Source organism: Ensifer sp. Root423 (assembly GCF_001426275.1).
In the GTDB taxonomy this organism is placed as follows: Bacteria; Pseudomonadota; Alphaproteobacteria; order Rhizobiales; family Rhizobiaceae; genus Ensifer; species Ensifer adhaerens.
In genome coordinates this window covers 36,796-53,651 of the sequence record NZ_LMEG01000017.1, presented here as the reverse complement: position 1 = coordinate 53,651, position 16,856 = coordinate 36,796, and the positions used below count along the sequence as shown (strand labels likewise).

Sequence of the window (16,856 nt, the reverse complement as noted above, 5' to 3'; positions counted from 1 at the left end):
CATGTTGCGCGGTATCGGTTACGTGGTCGCCCGGCGGCTTCGCGGCGATGACGAGGACCCGGAGGATTGGGCCATGGCGGTCGAAAGGCTCCTCAACCGCCTGATCGCCCGATGCGGCCTTGCGATCGGGCGATCGCATCGGCCAGCCGGAAAAGAAGAGGCCTCATTCGATCCGCCGGAACGCCGGCATAGCCCAGAATGAGCGCAGCCGGCTGAGGTGTCGCGATCGTGTAGTCCGACAGGGGATAGCATTGCAGTCCGGCATCGAGCACGGCGCGGTGGGAGGCCTGGTCTTGCCGGCTGCCCTCCAGCCAGGCGAGTGCATTGAGCCCGCTTTCGGAGCAGTCGATGCGGGCAAGTCCGGCAAGCGCATCCCGCCCGGCTAACATGAAAGCCTCGCGGCGCTCGGCGTAAAGGCCGCGCATCCGGCGCAGATGGCTGGCAAAGTGACCGCCGCCGATGAACTCGGCGAGCGCGAGCTGGGTTTCCACCGGGACGCTGCGGTGGATCAGCCCCGAGAGCGTGCGAAATGTCCCGACGAGTTGGGGTGGCAGGACGAGAAAGCCAACGCGGATGCCCGGATAGAGCGCCTTACTAAAACTGCCCGCGTAGATCACCCGGTCGTCGCTGTCGATGGAGCGCATCGAAGGCAAAGGCGCGCCGTCGTAGCGGAATTCGCTGTCGTAGTCGTCCTCGATGATCCAGGCGTCGCTCGCCCGCGCCCATTCGAGCAGGGCAAGCCGGCGTGGAAGCGATAGGGTGATGCCGAGCGGGTGGTGGCGCGACGGCATGACGAAGGCGAGGCGCGCGTCGGGATAGCGAGCCATCGCAGCCTCGACATCCATGCCGTCTGCATCGACATCGGCCGGACACAGCCGCAGCCCGAGCGTGCGAAACAGGTTGCTGGTGGTCACCGGCCCCGGATCTTCGAACCAGATCCCGTCGCCAGGATCGGCAAGCGCCAAAGCCGAAAGCGTGAAGGCGGCGTGCCCCCCGGGCGTGATGACGATCTGTTCGGGATCGCAAGGGTCGCGCCGGTGCAGGGCCAGATATTCGGCGATCCTCTGGCGAAGCACCAGTTCGCCCGCGACGTCGCCATAGCCCATGGCCACGGCCTTGCCGCCGCGCGTCACGGCGTTCCAGCATTTCCTCCACACAGCGAAGGGAAACCGGTCGAGCGCCGGACGGTTGGGCAGGAAAGGCCTGTCTTCCATTTGGCCGATATCGGCCGACATCCGGCATGACAAGTCGCCAATTCGCGATAGCCGCGGCGGCGCGCCGTCGGCGACATCGTGGCGGGTGGGCCTCGACAGCGGCTTTGCCGGTTGGCGCGGCAAGGCGGCCGAGACGAAAGTACCGGCACCCTGTCGTGCCTCCAGATAGCCCTCCGCCTTCAAGTTATCGAGCACCCGCACCAGCGTCTGGCGCGACAGGCCCAACTCCTCGGCAAGGATTCGGCTTGCAGGGAGCCGTGTTCCGGCGCGCAGGTGCCCTTTCAGGATTGCCATGCGCAATTGGTCCTGCACCTGGCGGAATTTCGGCAGGGCGACTGTCGCGTCGAGGCGAAGGAAAGGCAGGATTGGCCCTTCAAGCTGTTTGACCACGGGTGCGCCTCCAAAAAGTGGTACAGTAGAATGCACCATAATGGACGTTTCTTCGTCGTCCAATTGTTACATCCTGTCCCTACACGAAAACGCACCGATGCAGCCCTTCGCAGGACGCAGACAAGGTGCGGGGGAACCGGGACAGGCGGCGGTGCCGACGACCGGATGCAAGGACAAAAAGCAGCCATCGCCCACGATCCGTCGTCGACGGTCAACAGGAGGAATTCATGAACAAGCTTCTATCGCGTGCAACCAGTCGCGCCTTCGTCTCCACACTCGCCCTGGCGGCGGCCCTGCCGGGTCTTGCCCAGGCTGAGGCATCGCAAGAGCTGGTCGCTGCCGCAACGAAGGAAGGCATGTTGACCGTCATTGCGCTTCCGCACGACTGGTGCAACTACGGAGACGTCATTGCCGGCTTCAAGGCGAAGTATCCGGGCATCGAAGTCAACGAACTGAACCCCGACGCCGGTACCGCCGACGAGCTCGAAGCCATCCGCGCGAACAAGGGCAACACGGGTTCGCAGGCGCCTGACGTCGTCGATCTGGGCCTGGCTTTTGCGCCGGCTGCCGCCAAGGAGGGCCTCCTTCAACCCTACAAGGTGGCGACCTGGGACGAAATTCCTCAAAACATCAAGGACGAGCAAGGCTATTGGTATGGCGACTACTACGGCGTCATGGCCTTCGGTGTGAACAAGGACCTGCTTGATACTGTACCGGTCGACTGGTCGGATCTGTCGAAGTCGGAGTACTCCGGGGCTGTGGCACTCACCGGCGATCCACGGTCTTCGGCACAGGCCATCCTGGCGCTGATGTCGGCAGGCATCTCGCGGGGCGCCAAGCCTGGAACGGAATCGGGCGGCAAGGGCCTGGAGCTCTTTGCGGAACTGAACAAATCCGGCAATTTCGTGCCTGTGCTCGGCAAGGCCGGCACGATCGCGCAGGGGCAAACCCCGATCGTCGCCGCCTGGGACTACAATCTGCTGGCCTGGCGTGACGCGTTGAAGGGCAACCCGCCGATGGACGTCGTCGTACCGGCAACCGGTGTCGTCGCCGGGGTCTATGTTCAGGCAATCTCGGCCTACGCGCCACACCCGAACGCCGCCAAGCTGTGGATGGAATATCTCTATTCCGACGAAGGCCAGACCGGTTGGCTGAAGGGCTACTGCCACCCGGCGCGCTTCAATGCCATGTTGAAGGCTGGCAAGTTCCCGCAGGAGCTGCTCGACAAGCTGCCACCTGCCGAAGCCTATGAAAAGGCGATCTTCCCGACGGTCGACGAGCTTTCCGCCAACAAGACGGCGATCGTCGAGGGCTGGGACAAGGTGGTCGGCGCCAACGTGAAGTAATCCTCCGCTTGAGAGAGAGGTTTCACCGGTCGTGAAGCCTCTCGCCCCCCTTTGGCGCAATTTTCCCAGGGACAAATCCGATGACGACAAGCGTCGCATCCCTGCCGGCCGTCTTCCGGCCACGACAGGTTCTCAGCTGGTTCGGGGTCGCCCCCTTCTTCGTCTTCGCCACGCTGTTCCTCATCCTGCCCACGCTCAACATCGTGCTCGGCGCGTTCCGCAACGCTGAGGGACAGATGACGCTGGAGAACCTCGGCAAGCTTCTTGCGCCATCCATACGATCGGCCTTCTGGATCTCGATCGAGCTCAGCCTGCTGACAGCGGCGCTCGGGTGTCTGTTCGGCTTCCTCATTGCCGCTGCCATCACGCTCGGCGGCCTTCCGCGACCCCTTCGCAATGCCATCCTGACCTTCTCAGGCGTCGCTTCGAATTTCGCCGGCGTGCCGCTCGCCTTCGCCTTCATCGCAACCCTCGGCCGCCTTGGTTTCGTGACGATGCTGCTGCGCCACTGGTTCGGCATCAATCTCTATGGCGCCGGCTTCAACATTGTCTCCTTCCTCGGACTGGCGCTTACCTACCTCTATTTTCAGATCCCGCTGATGGTGCTGATCATCACGCCGGCACTGGAGGGGCTGCGCCGCGAATGGCGAGAGGCGGCCGAAAGTCTCGGCGCCAACGGTTTTCAGTACTGGCGCCTGGTGGCGTTGCCAGTGCTCTGGCCCTCGCTTCTCGGCACGCTGGCTTTGCTTTTCGCCAATGCCTTTGGAGCAGTTGCGACCGCCATTGCGCTGACCGGCTCATCGCTCTCGATCGCGCCGATCGTCCTGTTCGCCCAGATCCGCGGTGACGTGCTCAATGATCCGCATCTGGGTTATGCGATCGCCTTTGCCATGATCCTTCTCACCGCCATTGCCAACGCAATCTATATCCTCCTGCGCATGCGCGCGGAAAGGTGGGTCAAATGAGGGAAAGGCGCGTCTGGTCCTGGCTCGCCGTCGCTTTGGGTGGGCTCTATTTCCTCCTTCCGCTCGTCGGCATGTTTGACTTCTCCATGCGCATGCAGCGCGATGGCTACAGCTTCGAAGCTTACCGCGTCGTGCTGGCCGATCCGCAGTTCCAGCAAACCTTCGGCTACTCCGTCGTTCTGGCCTTGCTCACGATCGTTCTTGGAATCCTGCTCATCGTGCCGACGGCCTATTTTGTCCGGCTGCGGTTTCCCGGGTTGCGCCCCGTCGTCGAGTTCCTGACGCTGCTGCCACTGGTCATTCCGCCGATCGTCATCGTCTTCGGCTACATCCGCATCTACAATACATCCTCCGTCCTGCCGCTCACAGGAAGCTGGTGGGGTACCAATCTCCTCCTTCTGTTCGGCTATGCGACACTGTCGCTGCCCTACATGTATCGCTCCGTCGACACGGGCCTGCGCACCATCGATGTCGGCAGCCTGACGGAGGCGGCCCAGAGCCTGGGGTCCGGCTGGACGCGGATCCTTGCCGTCGTCATCCTACCAAACGTCTTTGTCTCGGTGCTATCCGGCGCCTTCCTGACCTTCGCGATCGTCATCGGCGAATATGTCTTTGCCGCCTTGCTCAACGTCGGCTCGTTCGGCCCTTACATGGTCTGGATGGGTGGCAACCGCGCCTACGAACCCTCGGCGCTCGCCGTTGTCGCTTTCGCCATCACCTGGGCCTGTATGGCCCTGATCCAGCTTGTCACCCATTTCTCCAAATTCTCCACCGTGAGGCGTTGACCATGGCTTTTCTAGATATCCATCACCTGGAAAAATCCTTTGGCCCGACCCGTGTCGTCAAGGATTTCAACCTCGACATCGAAAAAGGGGAGTTCGTCTCCTTCCTCGGCCCGTCTGGCTGCGGCAAGACCACGGTATTGCGCATGGTCGCCGGCTTCGAGACGCCGACATCAGGCGCGATCAGCATCGACGGACGGGAGGTGACAGGGCTTGCCGCCAACCGGCGCAATATCGGCATGGTGTTCCAGTCCTATGCACTTTTCCCAAATTTGACGGTGGCGGAAAACATAGGCTTCGGCCTCAAGGTCGCGGGTGAGGGCAAGGCGGCCATTGCACGGCGCGTCGGTGAAATGCTGGATCTGATTGGCCTGCCTCAACTCGGGGGGCGCTATCCGTTCCAGCTCTCCGGCGGCCAGCAGCAGCGTGTGGCGCTTGCGCGCGCACTGGCGCCGCGCCCGCAAGTGCTGCTGCTCGATGAGCCGCTATCGGCTCTGGACGCGAAGGTTCGCATTAGCCTGCGTGACGAGATCCGTCGAATCCAGCGCGATCTCGGCATCACCGCCATTTTCGTGACGCATGACCAGGAGGAGGCGCTGTCCATTTCGGATCGCGTCGTGGTCATGCACCAGGGCGTCGCCGACCAGGTCGGCACGCCGTTCGAGATCTACAACCGGCCGGCGACGCGCTTCGTTGCGCAATTCGTCGGTACGCTCAATCTTCTCGACGCCGACGTGTTGGATGCGACCACCGGCAAGGTGCGGCTTGGTGGTGTCCCGGTGGCGCTGGACCAGCCGCTTAATGGTCGGCCCGGCGAGCGCATCAGCCTGGCGATGCGTCCAGAATCGGTCGAACTGGGGCGCAGCGACTGCGATCGCGTCGTCCTTTCCGGCGAAATTGCAGCAGTGCATTTTCTCGGTTCAGTGATCCGCATCAAAGTGGCGGTCGCGGGCCAGTTCGTTTCGCTCGATACGTTCAACCAGCCCGACAGGCCGCCGCCCTCGGTTGGCACCACCGTAGAGGTCAGCCTGCCGCATCGCGATCTTCTGGTGCTTGCCGCCTGATGTTCCCTCAGCTTTGAAGTCGCCTGTGAAGGAGCCGGCTCTTTGACCGAAACGACGTTTGACGATCTGGCGTCGCCGGACTGGCGCGCAAAAATTGCCACCCTTTCCGGCCCGGCCCGCGCCCGGCTGGCGGAGCGGGCGCGCAACGCGCCGCTGTTTGCGCACGCCTATGCCTTTCATCTCAACATGCGTTTTGGCGGAGTGACACCGCTGCAGCTTGCCGAATTCGCCTATGAGCAGCGGCTCGTCGGCCTCAAGGTCCATGTCGAGGACGGCGAGGCAGCCAGTCTCGCCGGTATGTCAGACGCAGCGCTTTCTGAATATGGTGCCGCAGTCGAGCAGTTCGGACTGGAGCTCCATATCGAGACCAGCACGACGCAGGAGACAGGTCTCTTTGATGCGGTACGTATCGCGCTTGCCACTGGCGCGACGTCGCTGCGTTGCTATCCGCGCTACGAGGGACGCGTCTCGGAAATTGTCTCACAAACGATTGCTGATCTGCGACGATTGGAGACCTTCGATCCCGAGGGGCGGCTTCGCTACACGCTCGAACAGCACGAGGACCTGAAGTCGGAGGAGCTGATCGGCATCGTAAAGGCTGTCGCCAATCCGCGCCTTGGCCTGCTGTTCGACTTCGGCAACATGATCAATGCCTATGAGCTGCCGTTGCCGGCGCTTGCCGCACAGGCACCCTATGTGACCGAAGTGCATGTCAAAGACTGCCTCGTCCAGCAAGATCGCGACGGCTGGGCGCACCTCGCCTGCCAAACTGGCACCGGCCATCTGCCGCTGCATGCGATGTTCGTGGACCTGCTTCTGCTTGGCCAGGACCGTGCGCAGGTCTTAAGCTTCGGGCTCGAGGAAGAGGAGGGCTATTTCGCGCCCGCCCTGCGCTTCCCCTCGGAGGAAAGCGACCCGTTCATCGCGGCTCGCTCCGCGAGTTTCACGGACATCGGGACCACCGACCTTGGCGCGCGGCTGCGCCAAGAGGCCATCGCCGCTCATCGGCAGCTCGAAACCGTAAGAACCATGCTCAATCAGATTGCTGCCGAAGCTTTGAGGATAGAACGATGACCCATGAGCCTGACTGCCCACCGCCCTACATGGCACTTGCGCACGCCATGGCCGATGCCGCTGCCAGCGTCATCCGTCCGCACTTCCGCAAGCGTGTTGTCGTCGACGCCAAGGCAGACTCCAGCCCCGTCACCATTGCCGACCGCGACGCCGAGGCCACGATGCGGCGCATGATCGAGGCGCAGTTTCCCAACCACGGGATCAGGGGCGAAGAATTCGGCGCATGCCGAACGGATGCCGAATGGGTGTGGGTGCTCGACCCGATCGACGGCACGAAGTCCTTCATCTCCGGCTCGCTCGCCTTCGGCACACAGATCGCATTGCTCCATCGCGGCAAACCTGTCCTCGGCATGATCAATCAGCCGATCACCGGCGAACGATGGTTCGGCATAGGCTCCTCCGCGACCCTTAATGAGGAGCCGATCCGCACCAGCGAAAAGACCGCGCTCGGCGAGGCGATCCTCTACACCTCGGCCCTTGAGCAGTTCGACCGCGCGCGCCACGAGCGCTTCGATGCCTTGACTGCCAAGGTACGCTTCACCCGCATATCTCACGATTGCTACGCGGCCGGGCTGCTGGCGCTGGGCGGCATCGACCTACTCGTCGAAAGCAATGTTTTCGACTACGACATCCTGCCACAGATGCCCATTATTCTGGCTGCAGGCGGCATCGTGACCGACTGGGATGGGCAGCCTCTTGCGGATGCGACACGGTACGACACCGTGTTGATGGCTGCAAACGCCGACCTCCATCGAGCCGCGGTGAAGATCCTTAGCCGGCTAGGATGAAATCCAGACGAACGGGCCGCTTAATCAATTGCCTGATCGTCGCGCTCGGCTTCAGCACCACCCATCCTCGACAATCATTGTCGCGAACAAAGCGCAGTTAGGCCGAACTCGACGTTGCCGTAGCCGTGCTCGGTGAACATTCCGCAGATCGGCACTAAAGCTCAGTTCATGGTGGCAATTTGCGGACGCTTCAGTGGGCGGTAGCTAGCCGCCCGACGATACCACCAAGGCCTCAGCCTTCGAAGCAGAGGTATTGACGAGGCGATGAGGTGTCTGCGGCAAGTTTCCGGATGTTCCGATCCGCTCGGTTCCAGCGCGGTGCGTTGTCATTGCATCGTACTTTCACGTATCTTGAGCTCGAAGCCCAGGTCAACGATTGGCGATGCGATTGGCAGGCCAGCCAGTCGATCAAGCACCATCTGTACAGCCTGTCGGCCGATTTCATAGCGCGGCGTGCGGATGCTGGTGAGCGACGGATAGGCGACGTGCATCATGTCGAGGTCGTTGAAGCCGCAAATTGCCATGCGGTGCGGCACGGCGATGCCTGCCCTTTGGCATTCAAACAGCACGCCCATGGCCAAGTCATCATTGTTGCAGAAGACGGCGTCGAGATCGGCGACCTTTGCCAATGCGTCGGCCAGGAGCTGCCCGCCGAGCGAGACGCGAGACGGCGTCAACGTGGTTGTCACCAGCTTGGGATCAAAGGACTGTGCGGCCTCGAGCGCCGAGCGGTAGCCGGCGAGGCGGCGCTGCGAGCGTGGATCCATTCGGGCGCCGATGAAGCCGATGCGGCGATATCCCGCCTCGATCAGATGATTGGTGGCCACCTTGCCGCCATCGAAGTGGGAGAAGCCGACCAGCATATCGACCGGATCCTCGCCATATTCCATGATCTGCACGATGGGGCAATCCGCGCTCTCGAGCAGTTTGCGGGTCGTTTCGGTCTGGTCGATACCGGACACGATCAACGCCGATGGCCGCTGGCCCAAAAACATCCGGATCAGCCGTTCCTCTTCCCGTGGAGAGTAGTGGGTGTTGCCCATCTGGATCTGCAGCGGGCCGTCGCCGAGCCCGTCATAGATGCCTCGAAGGGTGTCGGCGAAGACGATGTTAGTCAGCGACGGCACGAGAACGCCGATCACATCGGCTCGCGCGGACGCGAGCGCGCGAGCATTGGGATCGGGCGCATAGCCAAGCTGGATCACCGCCGTATCGATCTCGGCGCGCAGTTCGGCCGAAACGAGCGATGGGTCGCGCAGCGCGCGCGAGACGGTGATCGCCGCGACGCCGGCCAGTTTGGCGACGTCGGCGATCGTCGGCCTGCCACTGCCGCGCCGGCTTGCCTTGCGGCCCTGGTCTCTGGAGACGATGTCGTCCGTCACGTCGATCCCTGCCGGTTGCGCGCGCGCATTGTCTCCACATCGGTGTTGCCGACATACCAGTTCCTTGCGTCGACCTCATCGAAGACGACGGAAATTTCACGCTCGGCAAGCCCGGTCGCTTCGGCAATCGCCGTTACGACCTTGCTTGCGATCGCAGCTTTCTTGACCGAAGGATCGTCGCCGAGGACCTCTCGTACGATGGTGATCCGCACGAACGGCATGATTGACCTCCTGCCTCAGTAGAGACGTGCGCCGTTGACCATCAGCCGAACGGCATAAAGCGAACTGGTTGCGCAGATGTAGAGGATGTTTCGCTTGGGCCCGCCGAACACGCAGTTGGCGGTGTTTTCAGGCACTCTGACCTTGCCGAGCAGGGTGCCGTCCGGGTGATAGCAGTGGATGCCGTCGCGGGCACTTGTCCAGATCCGGCCTTCGTCATCCAGACGGAAGCCGTCAAACAGCCCGGCGGTGCAATCGGCAAAGACCTCGCTACCCGACGCGGTACCAGTTTCATCAACATCGAATACACGCATATGCGCTGGAAGATCAGGGCCGTGCGTCCGTCCGGTGTCGACGACGTAGAGCCGTCTTTCGTCAAGGGAGAAGGCAAGGCCGTTCGGCCGCACCATGTCTTTAATGACGGCAGTGACCGCGCCCGTCGCCGGGTCGACGCGATAGACATGGCAGGCGCCGATTTCGCTTTCGGCCTTGTGGCCTTCGTAATCGCTCTCGATGCCGTAGGCAGGATCGGTAAACCAGATCGACCCGTCGGAGCGCACGACGACATCGTTCGGTGAGTTGAGCCGCTTGCCGTTCCAGCGATCGGCGATGGTTGTGATGCTGCCGTCATGGTTCGTGCGGGTCACGCGGCGGCCGCCGTGCTCGCAGGTCACCAGGCGGCCCTGCCGGTCGGTGGTGTTGCCGTTTGAAAAGTTCGACGGCTGCCGGAAGACGCTCACATGCCCATCGGTCTCGTCATAGCGCAGCATCCGGTCGTTGGGGATGTCCGACCAGACGAGATAGCGCCCGGCGGCGAAATAGGCCGGCCCCTCGGCCCAGCGACACCCCGTATAAAGCTGCTCCACGCGGGCGCTGTGGTTGACCAGCCGGGCAAAGCGCGGGTCTACGATCTCGAAATCCTCGGCCATAGGGCTCCCTCATGCGGCAAAGAACGTATTCTTGAGCGTCGCGATATGATAGCGCTATCATTGCGGAAGGAAATAGGCTTCCTTCCGAGACGTCGAAATCACGCTGATTTCGATCTTAAACCGGTGATATTCGGTCCTCCGTAATCCGCAAATGTTACTTTACAATCGCATGTGGTAGCGCTACCTAATTAAGAGACAGCGGTGTTTTCGGGAGGAGACCAGAGCGCCTCGTCAATGGTGAAAGCAGGCATCCAGCGTGCCGGTGCCGCAGGAGTTCGTGCCGCTCGAGGGTGAGTTTCATCCCCGGGCTGGAGAACAAACAAGTGGCGCGCCAATGGGAGGAAATGTCGATGGTGAAGTCACTCGCTGGCGGCATCGTTGCCGCCACTGCCTTTTTCATGCTTGGATCTGCTGCCTATGCAGATCCGGAAATCGTTTCAGGGCCTGCAGCCGAGCCGGAATGTTTCGCGCCGTGGTCGGCGGACACGAAATTCTTCAAGTTCCCGAAAAAGGACGGCCCGTATCGCATCGCACTTGCCAACGGCTACATCGCCAACACCTGGCGTATCCAGATGGTGCAGACCGCCAAGGCCTATGCCGCTCAACCCGACGTCGCAGCCAAACTGAAGGAGTTCAAGGTCGTTTCGACGGGCGAGGATGTGCCGGCCCAGATCTCGGCGATCAACAACTTCATCGACTCCGGCTATGACGCGATCGTCGTCAATGCCCAGAATCCGACGGCGTTTGCGCCGGTCATCAAGCGGGCGAAGGAAGCTGGCGTGGTGCTGGTCGCCTTCGACAACATCCTCGACACCGAGGACGCCATCAACGTCAACGTCGACCAGAAGGGGCTCGGGCAATTGTGGGGCGACTGGCTCGTCAAACATCTGCCTGATGGCGGCAAGGTGCTTGAGGTGCGCGGTGTCGCCGGCACGTCTGTCGATACCGACAGGCACGACGGCATCCATGAGAAGCTCCAGGCGTCGGGCAAGAAGTTCGAGGTCGTCGAGGTCATGGGCAAATGGGACGACGGCGTCGCCCAGAAGGTGACTGCGGACGCAATCGCAACCAGCGGCCCCTTCGACGGCATTACCGGGCAGGGCGGCGACACCGGCATCGTTCAGGCGATGATCGACGCAAAGCACCCCTTCGTGCCTTTCGGCGGCGAAACCGAAAACGGATTTCGCAAGTTCTGTGCGGCACATGCCGCCGACGGCCTGAAATGCTCGTCGGCTGGAACCGGACCCGCGCAAGTGGCCGTCGCCATCAAGACGGCGATTGCCGCGCTCGAGGGTCAGGTGGTGCCGCAGTCGGTCAAATTGCCCTTGGCCATCGTCGAAGATCCGAACTTCAAGGAAGGCCAGGATTATTTCCAGGCGGAGTCCGACAATTTCTTCGTCGGCAATTCGTTCCCCACCTGCGGGATCAATTTCTCCGCCCAGGAGATCATGAAGCAGAGCAAGGATAACCAGTAGTTCGATCAGGATCAGGGCACCGCACAGCTGTGCAGTGCCCTGTCGTCAACAACGGTTTTCCGGAGAGCGCAATGGGAAGCGGCGCACCGCTCTTTCGCATGGAAGGCATATCGAAACGCTACGGCGGGGTGCGGGCGCTTGAAAATGCCGAACTGTCCGTCAGGACCGGCGCCATTCACGCCGTTCTCGGCGAGAACGGTGCCGGAAAGTCGACGCTCATCAAGATCATGGCGGGCGTTGTGGCCGCCGACGAGGGGCAGATGACGCTCGATGGACAGCCGGTGACGTTTGCGTCACCGGCCGCCGCCAACGCCGCCGGCATCGCCTGCGTCTTCCAGGAGCTGTCGCTGATCCCGGAACTCAGCGTCGCCGACAACATCGTTATCTTCAATCCGCCGACCCGGTTCGGCATGATCGACCGCAAGGCCCAGCGACGTCTGGCAGAAGAGGCGCTGGCGCGTGCCGGTGCGGCAGACATCCACCCTCTGGCGCTGGTCAAGGACCTGCCGCTGTCGCGCCAGCAGATCGTCGAGATCGCCAAGGCGCTCGCGCGCAAGCCACGCATCCTCATTCTCGACGAGGCAACGTCGGCGCTCACGGCGGCCGATGTTTCCAAGGTCTTTGCCGTGTTGAAGCGGCTGCGCTCTGAGGGGCTGGCGCTTGTCTACATCTCGCACCGGATGAACGAGATTGCGGAACTGGCAGACGATTGCACCGTGTTTCGAAACGGCAGCAAGGTTGCAAGCTACGCGGCAGGGACAAGGAGCGACAGCGAGGTCATCGAGATGATGATCGGTCGTGAATATCATAGCGTCTATCCACCCAAGCCGGGCCCGCCTGCACCAGCGGCACCCGTCCTTGAGACGCGAAATCTGTCCTGGGCGAACCGCCTTCACGACATCTCGTTTTCATTGCGTGCAGGCGAAATCGTCGGTCTCGGCGGGCTGGACGGGCAGGGACAGCGCGACCTTCTCCTGGCGCTGTTCGGGGTCTTGCGCGGGCTGCGCGGCACGGTTCTCGTCGACGGCAGAGCGGTCAGCATCGGTAGCCCTGCGCAAGCGCGCCGGCACGGCATCGGCATGGCGCTCATTCCCGAGGACCGCAAGACCGAGGGGCTGATGCTGCCGATGACGGTGCGTGACAATCTCTCGCTCGCCTCTCTCGACCGGCTGACGCGTGGCGGGATCATTGATCGCGCCAAAGAAGAGAGCGCTATCGACCGGATGATGACGTTGCTGTCCATCAAGGCGGGCAACATTGACGCGCCGGTCGGGGCGCTTTCGGGCGGCAACCAGCAGAAGGTCGTCATTGCGAAGTGGCTGATGCGGCAGCCGCGCATCGTCCTTCTCAACGACCCCACGCGCGGCATTGACGTCGGCACCAAGCAGGAGATCTACCAGCTCTTGCGGCGTCTGGCGGACGAAGGCGCAGCTATCCTCTTTTATTCGACCGACTATGCCGAACTCATCGGCTGCTGCGACCGGGTCCTCGTGCTCTATGACGGGGCGGTAAAACGGGAGTTGGCGGGCCCTGAGATAACGGAGCGCGCGCTGATTGCGAGCGCACTTAACATTCCGTCCGCAGACCCAAGCCACCGGGAGCCCATCCAATGAACGACTGGCGGTATCGACTGACGGAACACCGGGGCACGCTGGCGGCGGTTGCGATCTTCGTGGTGATGTTCATCATCTACACATCGAACCATCCGGCCGGCTTCACCGCCAACGTTATCCAGACGGCCGCCAACAAGGGCGTGCTGCTTGCCTTTGTCGCGATGGCTCAAACCATGGTGGTGATCACCGCCGGCATCGACCTCTCGGTCGGCATGATCTTCCTTCTCACCAACTGCCTGGCCTCGTGGCTGGTCGTTGGCTCGCCGCTTGAGACGGCCTTCGGCGTCGTGGTCGTCCTTGGCGTCGGGGCTGCATGCGGCGCCATCAACGGCGCGATCGTCATCTATGGGCGACTGCAGCCGATCGTGGCGACGATCGCAACGGGGGCGGTCTATTTCGGCTTTGCCCTGTTGCTGCGGCCTTTTCCCGGCGGATCCGTCAACGAGGGGCTCGCGGATGCCCTGACCGGCCGGATTTTCGGGGTTGTGCCGGCGAGCCTCGTCGCGCTTGCAGCGGTAGTCGTCGTGATATGGGTGCCCTTCAGCCGGTCGGTCTATGGGCGTGCAGCCTATGCCGTGGGCTCCTCCGAGACGGCCGCCTACATGTCCGGCATGCCGATCCGCCGCGGCAAGTTGCTCGCCTACACGCTTGCGGGACTGGTCGCCGCACTCGGGGGGCTGTTCCTCACCTTTTTTACCTATACCGGCGACGCAGCACTCGCCAGCGGCAACGCCTACACGCTGTTTTCGATCGCAGCCGTGGTGCTGGGGGGCGTTTCGCTGTTCGGCGGCAAGGGCAGCGCCATCGGCGCCGTCTTCGGTGCGCTGGCATTCCGCACGATCGGCGACCTGTTGTTCGTTTTCGATCTCGATCCACTCTGGCAACCGCTGTTCCAGGGACTGATCTTGTTGGCGGCCATCAGCCTCGGGGCCCTTGCGCTCTTCAGGGTGCGCAATAGATTGGAGTGGTTCCTGTGAGCGAGACGGCAATGACTGGCGCAACCGGACGCAAATCGACCTTCATACGCAATCTCGACCCGGCGGTGGTCACTGCGTTCGGCTGCATCCTGCTGCTGCTTGTGCTCGGCAGCCTCTATTCGCGCAGCTTCCTGTCGCCGGAGTATCTGCTGCAGCAATTGAAGGTGGCGTCCTTCCTCGGCATCATCGCCACCGGCATGATGCTCGTCATCCTGCTCGGCCAGATCGATCTTTCGGTGCCGTGGACCGTTGCCACGGGCGCGATGATGGCTTGTGCGGCCGCGGCCTATGGTCCGGTCGGGACAGCGCTTGCCATTCCCTTCGGCGTCCTGTGCGGCATCGGCATCGGGCTCGTCAACGGCGTCGGGGTTGCCTACCTGCGCATCCCCTCGATGATCGTGACGCTGGCGACCAATGCCGTCGCCCAAGGGGTGATGGTGGTCTATACGGGCGGGTTCTCGCCGCAGGATTCCGCCACTACAGCCATGCGCTATCTCGCCACCGGCGCTCTGGTTCCCGGTATTCCGAACGTGGTTTTCATCTGGGCGTTGATCGGCGCGGCGATGGTCTTTCTTCTGCGCCGGACGGGCTTCGGGCGCGCGGTCTACGGCATCGGCAATCGCGAGCGTGCGGCCTATCTCTCCGGCATCAACACCCGCCGCATCGTCATGATTGCCTTTGCCGCCTCGGGCGGGCTTTCGGCCCTTGGCGGGGTGCTGCTCGCGGGCTATGCCTCTAAGGCCGCGCAATCCATGGGTGATGCCTATCTTCTTCCGGCCATTGCGGCGGTCGTCCTTGGAGGAACGTCAATCCTCGGCGGGAAGGGATCCTATCTCGGTACGGTCGCGGGCGTCATTCTGATCACGCTCCTGCAATCGATCCTTTCCGTTACGCAGATGCCCGAAGCCGGGCGCCAGATCATCTACGGTGTGGTGATTATCCTGATGCTACTGCTTTATGGTCGCGCGCCGGCGAGCCGGTAGGAATGCGGGCTCGCGACACGTCACTCGGCATCGCACCTTGACGCTGCTCTCGGCGATGCGACGGAGTTCCGCCGCATCGACGGTTGGACAGTGTTCGATGCTGTCGCGAACCACACCGGATTAGAGACCAAAACCGATTGCGCTTCTCGCACGTATATCCCCTGGAGGTCGCTATTCTTCAGGAACGTCATGAAAGCGCGCGCAAGATTTCAGGTAGTCCTAAGCCTGCTGATTTTGATCGGGACCATTTTCGAGCCGCTCAGGGCGATCGCGGACGAGGCGCGCCCGGTTCGCATCGATGTCGGCGGCTTCAGTCTGAACAGCGTACTTCTTAAACCCGGCAAGCAGACGAGCCTGCCGCCGATCGTTTTCATCCACGGTGCCAGCGCCAGTCTTTACGACCCGATGTATGCCTTTCGCGGGAAGCTCGAAGGAAGAGCGACGCTTTTGTTCGTCGATCGGCCGGGACATGGCGGCTCGGATGTCGGCGGATCTGAAAACATACTGCCTGACGGACAGGCGGACGCCATTGCAACTCTTATGGCAAGGCGCGGGATCCCGAAGGCGATCATTGTCAGCCACTCCTTTGGCGGCGCGATCGCAGCGGCCCTTGCCGTGCGCCATCCCGAAAGGGTTGTCGGTCTCGTCTTCCTGTCGCCAGCCGTCTACCCCTGGAACGGCGGCGTCGCCTGGTATTATGACGCAGCAGCCGTTCCTGTGTCGGGTGCGCTCTTCAGCACTCTGATCGCCCCGCCAATCGGCCTTCTTGCGATCGGCAGCGCGACCCGCGCGACATTTGCGCCGAACAAAATGCCGAAACACTATCTGCGTGAAGCCCGGACACTGCAGGCCCTCAGGCCCGCAGCCTTCCGGCACAATGCCCAGGAAGTGGCGGCACTCAACGACTGGACCCGGACGGCAAGTCGGAAATACCGCAACATCAGGGTGCCGACGGTCATCATAACCGGCGACGTCGACAGGATTGTCTCACCCAATGTGCATGCACGGCACCTGGCCCGGGATATCCGCGGCGCGAGGCTTATGGTCGTGCACAATCTCGGGCACAAGTCGGACTATGTCGCAAGCGATCTGGCCGTCGCGGCGATCGAAAAGATCAGTGGCCGGAAAGTCGATCTGAGTGCCGTGGCAAGGACGATTGAAGCGCGGATCGCGGCAGATGGCGAGCGTTGATCACTGGCGGTTGAGGTGCAGGGCCGGCATGGTCGCGCTCTATGGAACGGCGGGCGTTCTGCACATGGCCGTTCCAGCGCCCTTTGTCGCCATCACCCCTTCGTGGGTGCCTGACGCGCCACAGATGATCTTGCTGACAGGACTTTGCGAGATCGCAGGAGCGATCGGTCTGCTGATCCCGGCTCTTCGCAAATATGCCGGCATTGCGCTCGCCCTTTATGCGGTGCTCGTCTTTCCGGCCAATATCAAGCATGCGCTGGACAGCCTGACTGCGCCGGAAGTCGCTCCTTGGCAGTGGCTGTATCACGCCGTCAGGCTGCCGCTGCAACCGGTCGTCGTCTGGCTCGCTGTCTTTGCAGGAGGTGTCGTGACCTGGCCTTTGCGGTGCAATCGGCCGCGACGGCAAGCGGGTGGCTAACGGCGCAGTGCTCGCATAGGTGGCCGAGAGGGGCTTCCGGCTTGGG

At 62.4% G+C, this 16,856-nt stretch carries 16 protein-coding genes; 12 read left to right on the top strand and 4 right to left on the bottom strand.

What is annotated here, in order from left to right; translation table 11 throughout:
• Positions 1-92: 92 nt before the first annotated feature.
• Entirely contained in the window at positions 93-1,604 is a 1,512-nt protein-coding gene (pdxR, locus tag ASD01_RS17960; RefSeq protein ID WP_060644219.1) for a MocR-like pyridoxine biosynthesis transcription factor PdxR, read from the bottom strand.
• A gap of 227 nt (positions 1,605-1,831) precedes the next feature.
• Here pdxR and ASD01_RS17955 point away from each other — a divergent pair, with 227 nt between their 5' ends.
• The 6 genes from ASD01_RS17955 to ASD01_RS17930 all read left to right on the top strand — a co-directional run bounded on the left by ASD01_RS17955 (position 1,832) and on the right by ASD01_RS17930 (position 7,623).
• Positions 1,832-2,950: an ABC transporter substrate-binding protein gene (locus tag ASD01_RS17955; RefSeq protein ID WP_034798554.1), complete on the top strand. Its 1,119-nt coding sequence runs from the start codon at positions 1,832-1,834 to the stop codon at positions 2,948-2,950.
• Between the two features lie 80 nt (positions 2,951-3,030).
• On the top strand, positions 3,031-3,915 hold the full coding sequence (locus tag ASD01_RS17950) for an ABC transporter permease (RefSeq protein ID WP_060520830.1): 885 nt from the start codon (positions 3,031-3,033) through the stop codon (positions 3,913-3,915).
• Positions 3,912-4,700 (top strand): ABC transporter permease, encoded by a 789-nt coding sequence (locus ASD01_RS17945; protein WP_060520829.1) that lies wholly within the window; start codon positions 3,912-3,914, stop codon positions 4,698-4,700. Before ASD01_RS17950 ends, ASD01_RS17945 begins: the two co-directional genes overlap by 4 nt.
• Positions 4,701-4,702: 2 nt before the next feature.
• Positions 4,703-5,761: an ABC transporter ATP-binding protein gene (locus ASD01_RS17940; protein WP_060644218.1), complete on the top strand. Its 1,059-nt coding sequence runs from the start codon at positions 4,703-4,705 to the stop codon at positions 5,759-5,761.
• 42 nt (positions 5,762-5,803) lie between these two features.
• The gene (locus ASD01_RS17935; protein ID WP_060520827.1) at positions 5,804-6,835 is read left to right on the top strand and encodes a sugar phosphate isomerase/epimerase family protein; all 1,032 of its coding nucleotides are present in this window, start codon (positions 5,804-5,806) and stop codon (positions 6,833-6,835) included.
• Complete coding sequence (locus ASD01_RS17930) at positions 6,832-7,623, top strand: inositol monophosphatase family protein (protein WP_060520826.1); 792 nt, start codon at positions 6,832-6,834, stop codon at positions 7,621-7,623. The genes ASD01_RS17935 and ASD01_RS17930 overlap by 4 nt, the downstream gene beginning before the upstream one ends.
• 326 nt (positions 7,624-7,949) lie before the next feature.
• Here ASD01_RS17930 and gntR read toward each other — a convergent pair whose 3' ends face one another.
• The 3 genes from gntR to ASD01_RS17915 are packed head-to-tail and all read right to left on the bottom strand — an operon-like array spanning position 7,950 to position 10,153.
• Positions 7,950-9,005 (bottom strand): HTH-type transcriptional regulator GntR, encoded by a 1,056-nt coding sequence (gene gntR / locus ASD01_RS17925; protein WP_234824553.1) that lies wholly within the window; start codon positions 9,003-9,005, stop codon positions 7,950-7,952.
• The gene (locus ASD01_RS17920; RefSeq protein ID WP_060644217.1) at positions 9,002-9,226 is read right to left on the bottom strand and encodes a tautomerase family protein; all 225 of its coding nucleotides are present in this window, start codon (positions 9,224-9,226) and stop codon (positions 9,002-9,004) included. Before ASD01_RS17920 ends, gntR begins: the two co-directional genes overlap by 4 nt.
• A gap of 15 nt (positions 9,227-9,241) precedes the next feature.
• On the bottom strand, positions 9,242-10,153 hold the full coding sequence (locus tag ASD01_RS17915) for an SMP-30/gluconolactonase/LRE family protein (RefSeq protein ID WP_060644216.1): 912 nt from the start codon (positions 10,151-10,153) through the stop codon (positions 9,242-9,244).
• 350 nt (positions 10,154-10,503) lie between these two features.
• Between ASD01_RS17915 and ASD01_RS17910 the strand changes: the two genes are divergently transcribed.
• The 6 genes from ASD01_RS17910 to ASD01_RS17885 all read left to right on the top strand — a co-directional run bounded on the left by ASD01_RS17910 (position 10,504) and on the right by ASD01_RS17885 (position 16,810).
• Positions 10,504-11,628 carry a sugar ABC transporter substrate-binding protein gene (locus tag ASD01_RS17910; RefSeq protein ID WP_034798635.1) on the top strand — a complete coding sequence of 375 codons (1,125 nt, stop codon included), beginning with the start codon at positions 10,504-10,506 and terminating at the stop codon, positions 11,626-11,628.
• A 71-nt stretch (positions 11,629-11,699) separates the two neighbouring features.
• Positions 11,700-13,241: a sugar ABC transporter ATP-binding protein gene (locus ASD01_RS17905; protein ID WP_060644215.1), complete on the top strand. Its 1,542-nt coding sequence runs from the start codon at positions 11,700-11,702 to the stop codon at positions 13,239-13,241.
• Positions 13,238-14,218, top strand: a complete 981-nt coding sequence (locus ASD01_RS17900; RefSeq protein WP_060644214.1) for an ABC transporter permease — start codon at positions 13,238-13,240, stop codon at positions 14,216-14,218. Before ASD01_RS17905 ends, ASD01_RS17900 begins: the two co-directional genes overlap by 4 nt.
• An 11-nt stretch (positions 14,219-14,229) precedes the next feature.
• Positions 14,230-15,201, top strand: coding sequence for an ABC transporter permease (locus tag ASD01_RS17895; RefSeq protein WP_089046050.1), 972 nt, complete (start codon positions 14,230-14,232; stop codon positions 15,199-15,201).
• A 189-nt stretch (positions 15,202-15,390) separates the two neighbouring features.
• Positions 15,391-16,392, top strand: a complete 1,002-nt coding sequence (locus tag ASD01_RS17890; protein ID WP_034798568.1) for an alpha/beta fold hydrolase — start codon at positions 15,391-15,393, stop codon at positions 16,390-16,392.
• Positions 16,379-16,810 carry a DoxX family protein gene (locus ASD01_RS17885; RefSeq protein ID WP_034798570.1) on the top strand — a complete coding sequence of 144 codons (432 nt, stop codon included), beginning with the start codon at positions 16,379-16,381 and terminating at the stop codon, positions 16,808-16,810. The genes ASD01_RS17890 and ASD01_RS17885 overlap by 14 nt, the downstream gene beginning before the upstream one ends.
• The last annotated feature ends 46 nt before the right edge of the window (positions 16,811-16,856 follow it).

What these genes read in the sequence shown, in the direction of transcription:
- ASD01_RS17955 (WP_034798554.1), top strand. Translation starts at nt 1,832, where the DNA reads ATGAACAAGCTTCTATCGCGTGCAACCAGTCGCGCCTTCGTCTCCACA.
- ASD01_RS17950 (WP_060520830.1), top strand. Translation starts at nt 3,031, where the DNA reads ATGACGACAAGCGTCGCATCCCTGCCGGCCGTCTTCCGGCCACGACAG.
- ASD01_RS17945 (WP_060520829.1), top strand. Translation starts at nt 3,912, where the DNA reads ATGAGGGAAAGGCGCGTCTGGTCCTGGCTCGCCGTCGCTTTGGGTGGG.
- ASD01_RS17940 (WP_060644218.1), top strand. Translation starts at nt 4,703, where the DNA reads ATGGCTTTTCTAGATATCCATCACCTGGAAAAATCCTTTGGCCCGACC.
- ASD01_RS17930 (WP_060520826.1), top strand. Translation starts at nt 6,832, where the DNA reads ATGACCCATGAGCCTGACTGCCCACCGCCCTACATGGCACTTGCGCAC.
- ASD01_RS17920 (WP_060644217.1), bottom strand. Translation starts at nt 9,226, where the DNA reads ATGCCGTTCGTGCGGATCACCATCGTACGAGAGGTCCTCGGCGACGAT.
- ASD01_RS17915 (WP_060644216.1), bottom strand. Translation starts at nt 10,153, where the DNA reads ATGGCCGAGGATTTCGAGATCGTAGACCCGCGCTTTGCCCGGCTGGTC.
- ASD01_RS17910 (WP_034798635.1), top strand. Translation starts at nt 10,504, where the DNA reads ATGGTGAAGTCACTCGCTGGCGGCATCGTTGCCGCCACTGCCTTTTTC.
- ASD01_RS17905 (WP_060644215.1), top strand. Translation starts at nt 11,700, where the DNA reads ATGGGAAGCGGCGCACCGCTCTTTCGCATGGAAGGCATATCGAAACGC.
- ASD01_RS17900 (WP_060644214.1), top strand. Translation starts at nt 13,238, where the DNA reads ATGAACGACTGGCGGTATCGACTGACGGAACACCGGGGCACGCTGGCG.
- ASD01_RS17895 (WP_089046050.1), top strand. Translation starts at nt 14,230, where the DNA reads ATGACTGGCGCAACCGGACGCAAATCGACCTTCATACGCAATCTCGAC.
- ASD01_RS17890 (WP_034798568.1), top strand. Translation starts at nt 15,391, where the DNA reads ATGAAAGCGCGCGCAAGATTTCAGGTAGTCCTAAGCCTGCTGATTTTG.
- ASD01_RS17885 (WP_034798570.1), top strand. Translation starts at nt 16,379, where the DNA reads ATGGCGAGCGTTGATCACTGGCGGTTGAGGTGCAGGGCCGGCATGGTC.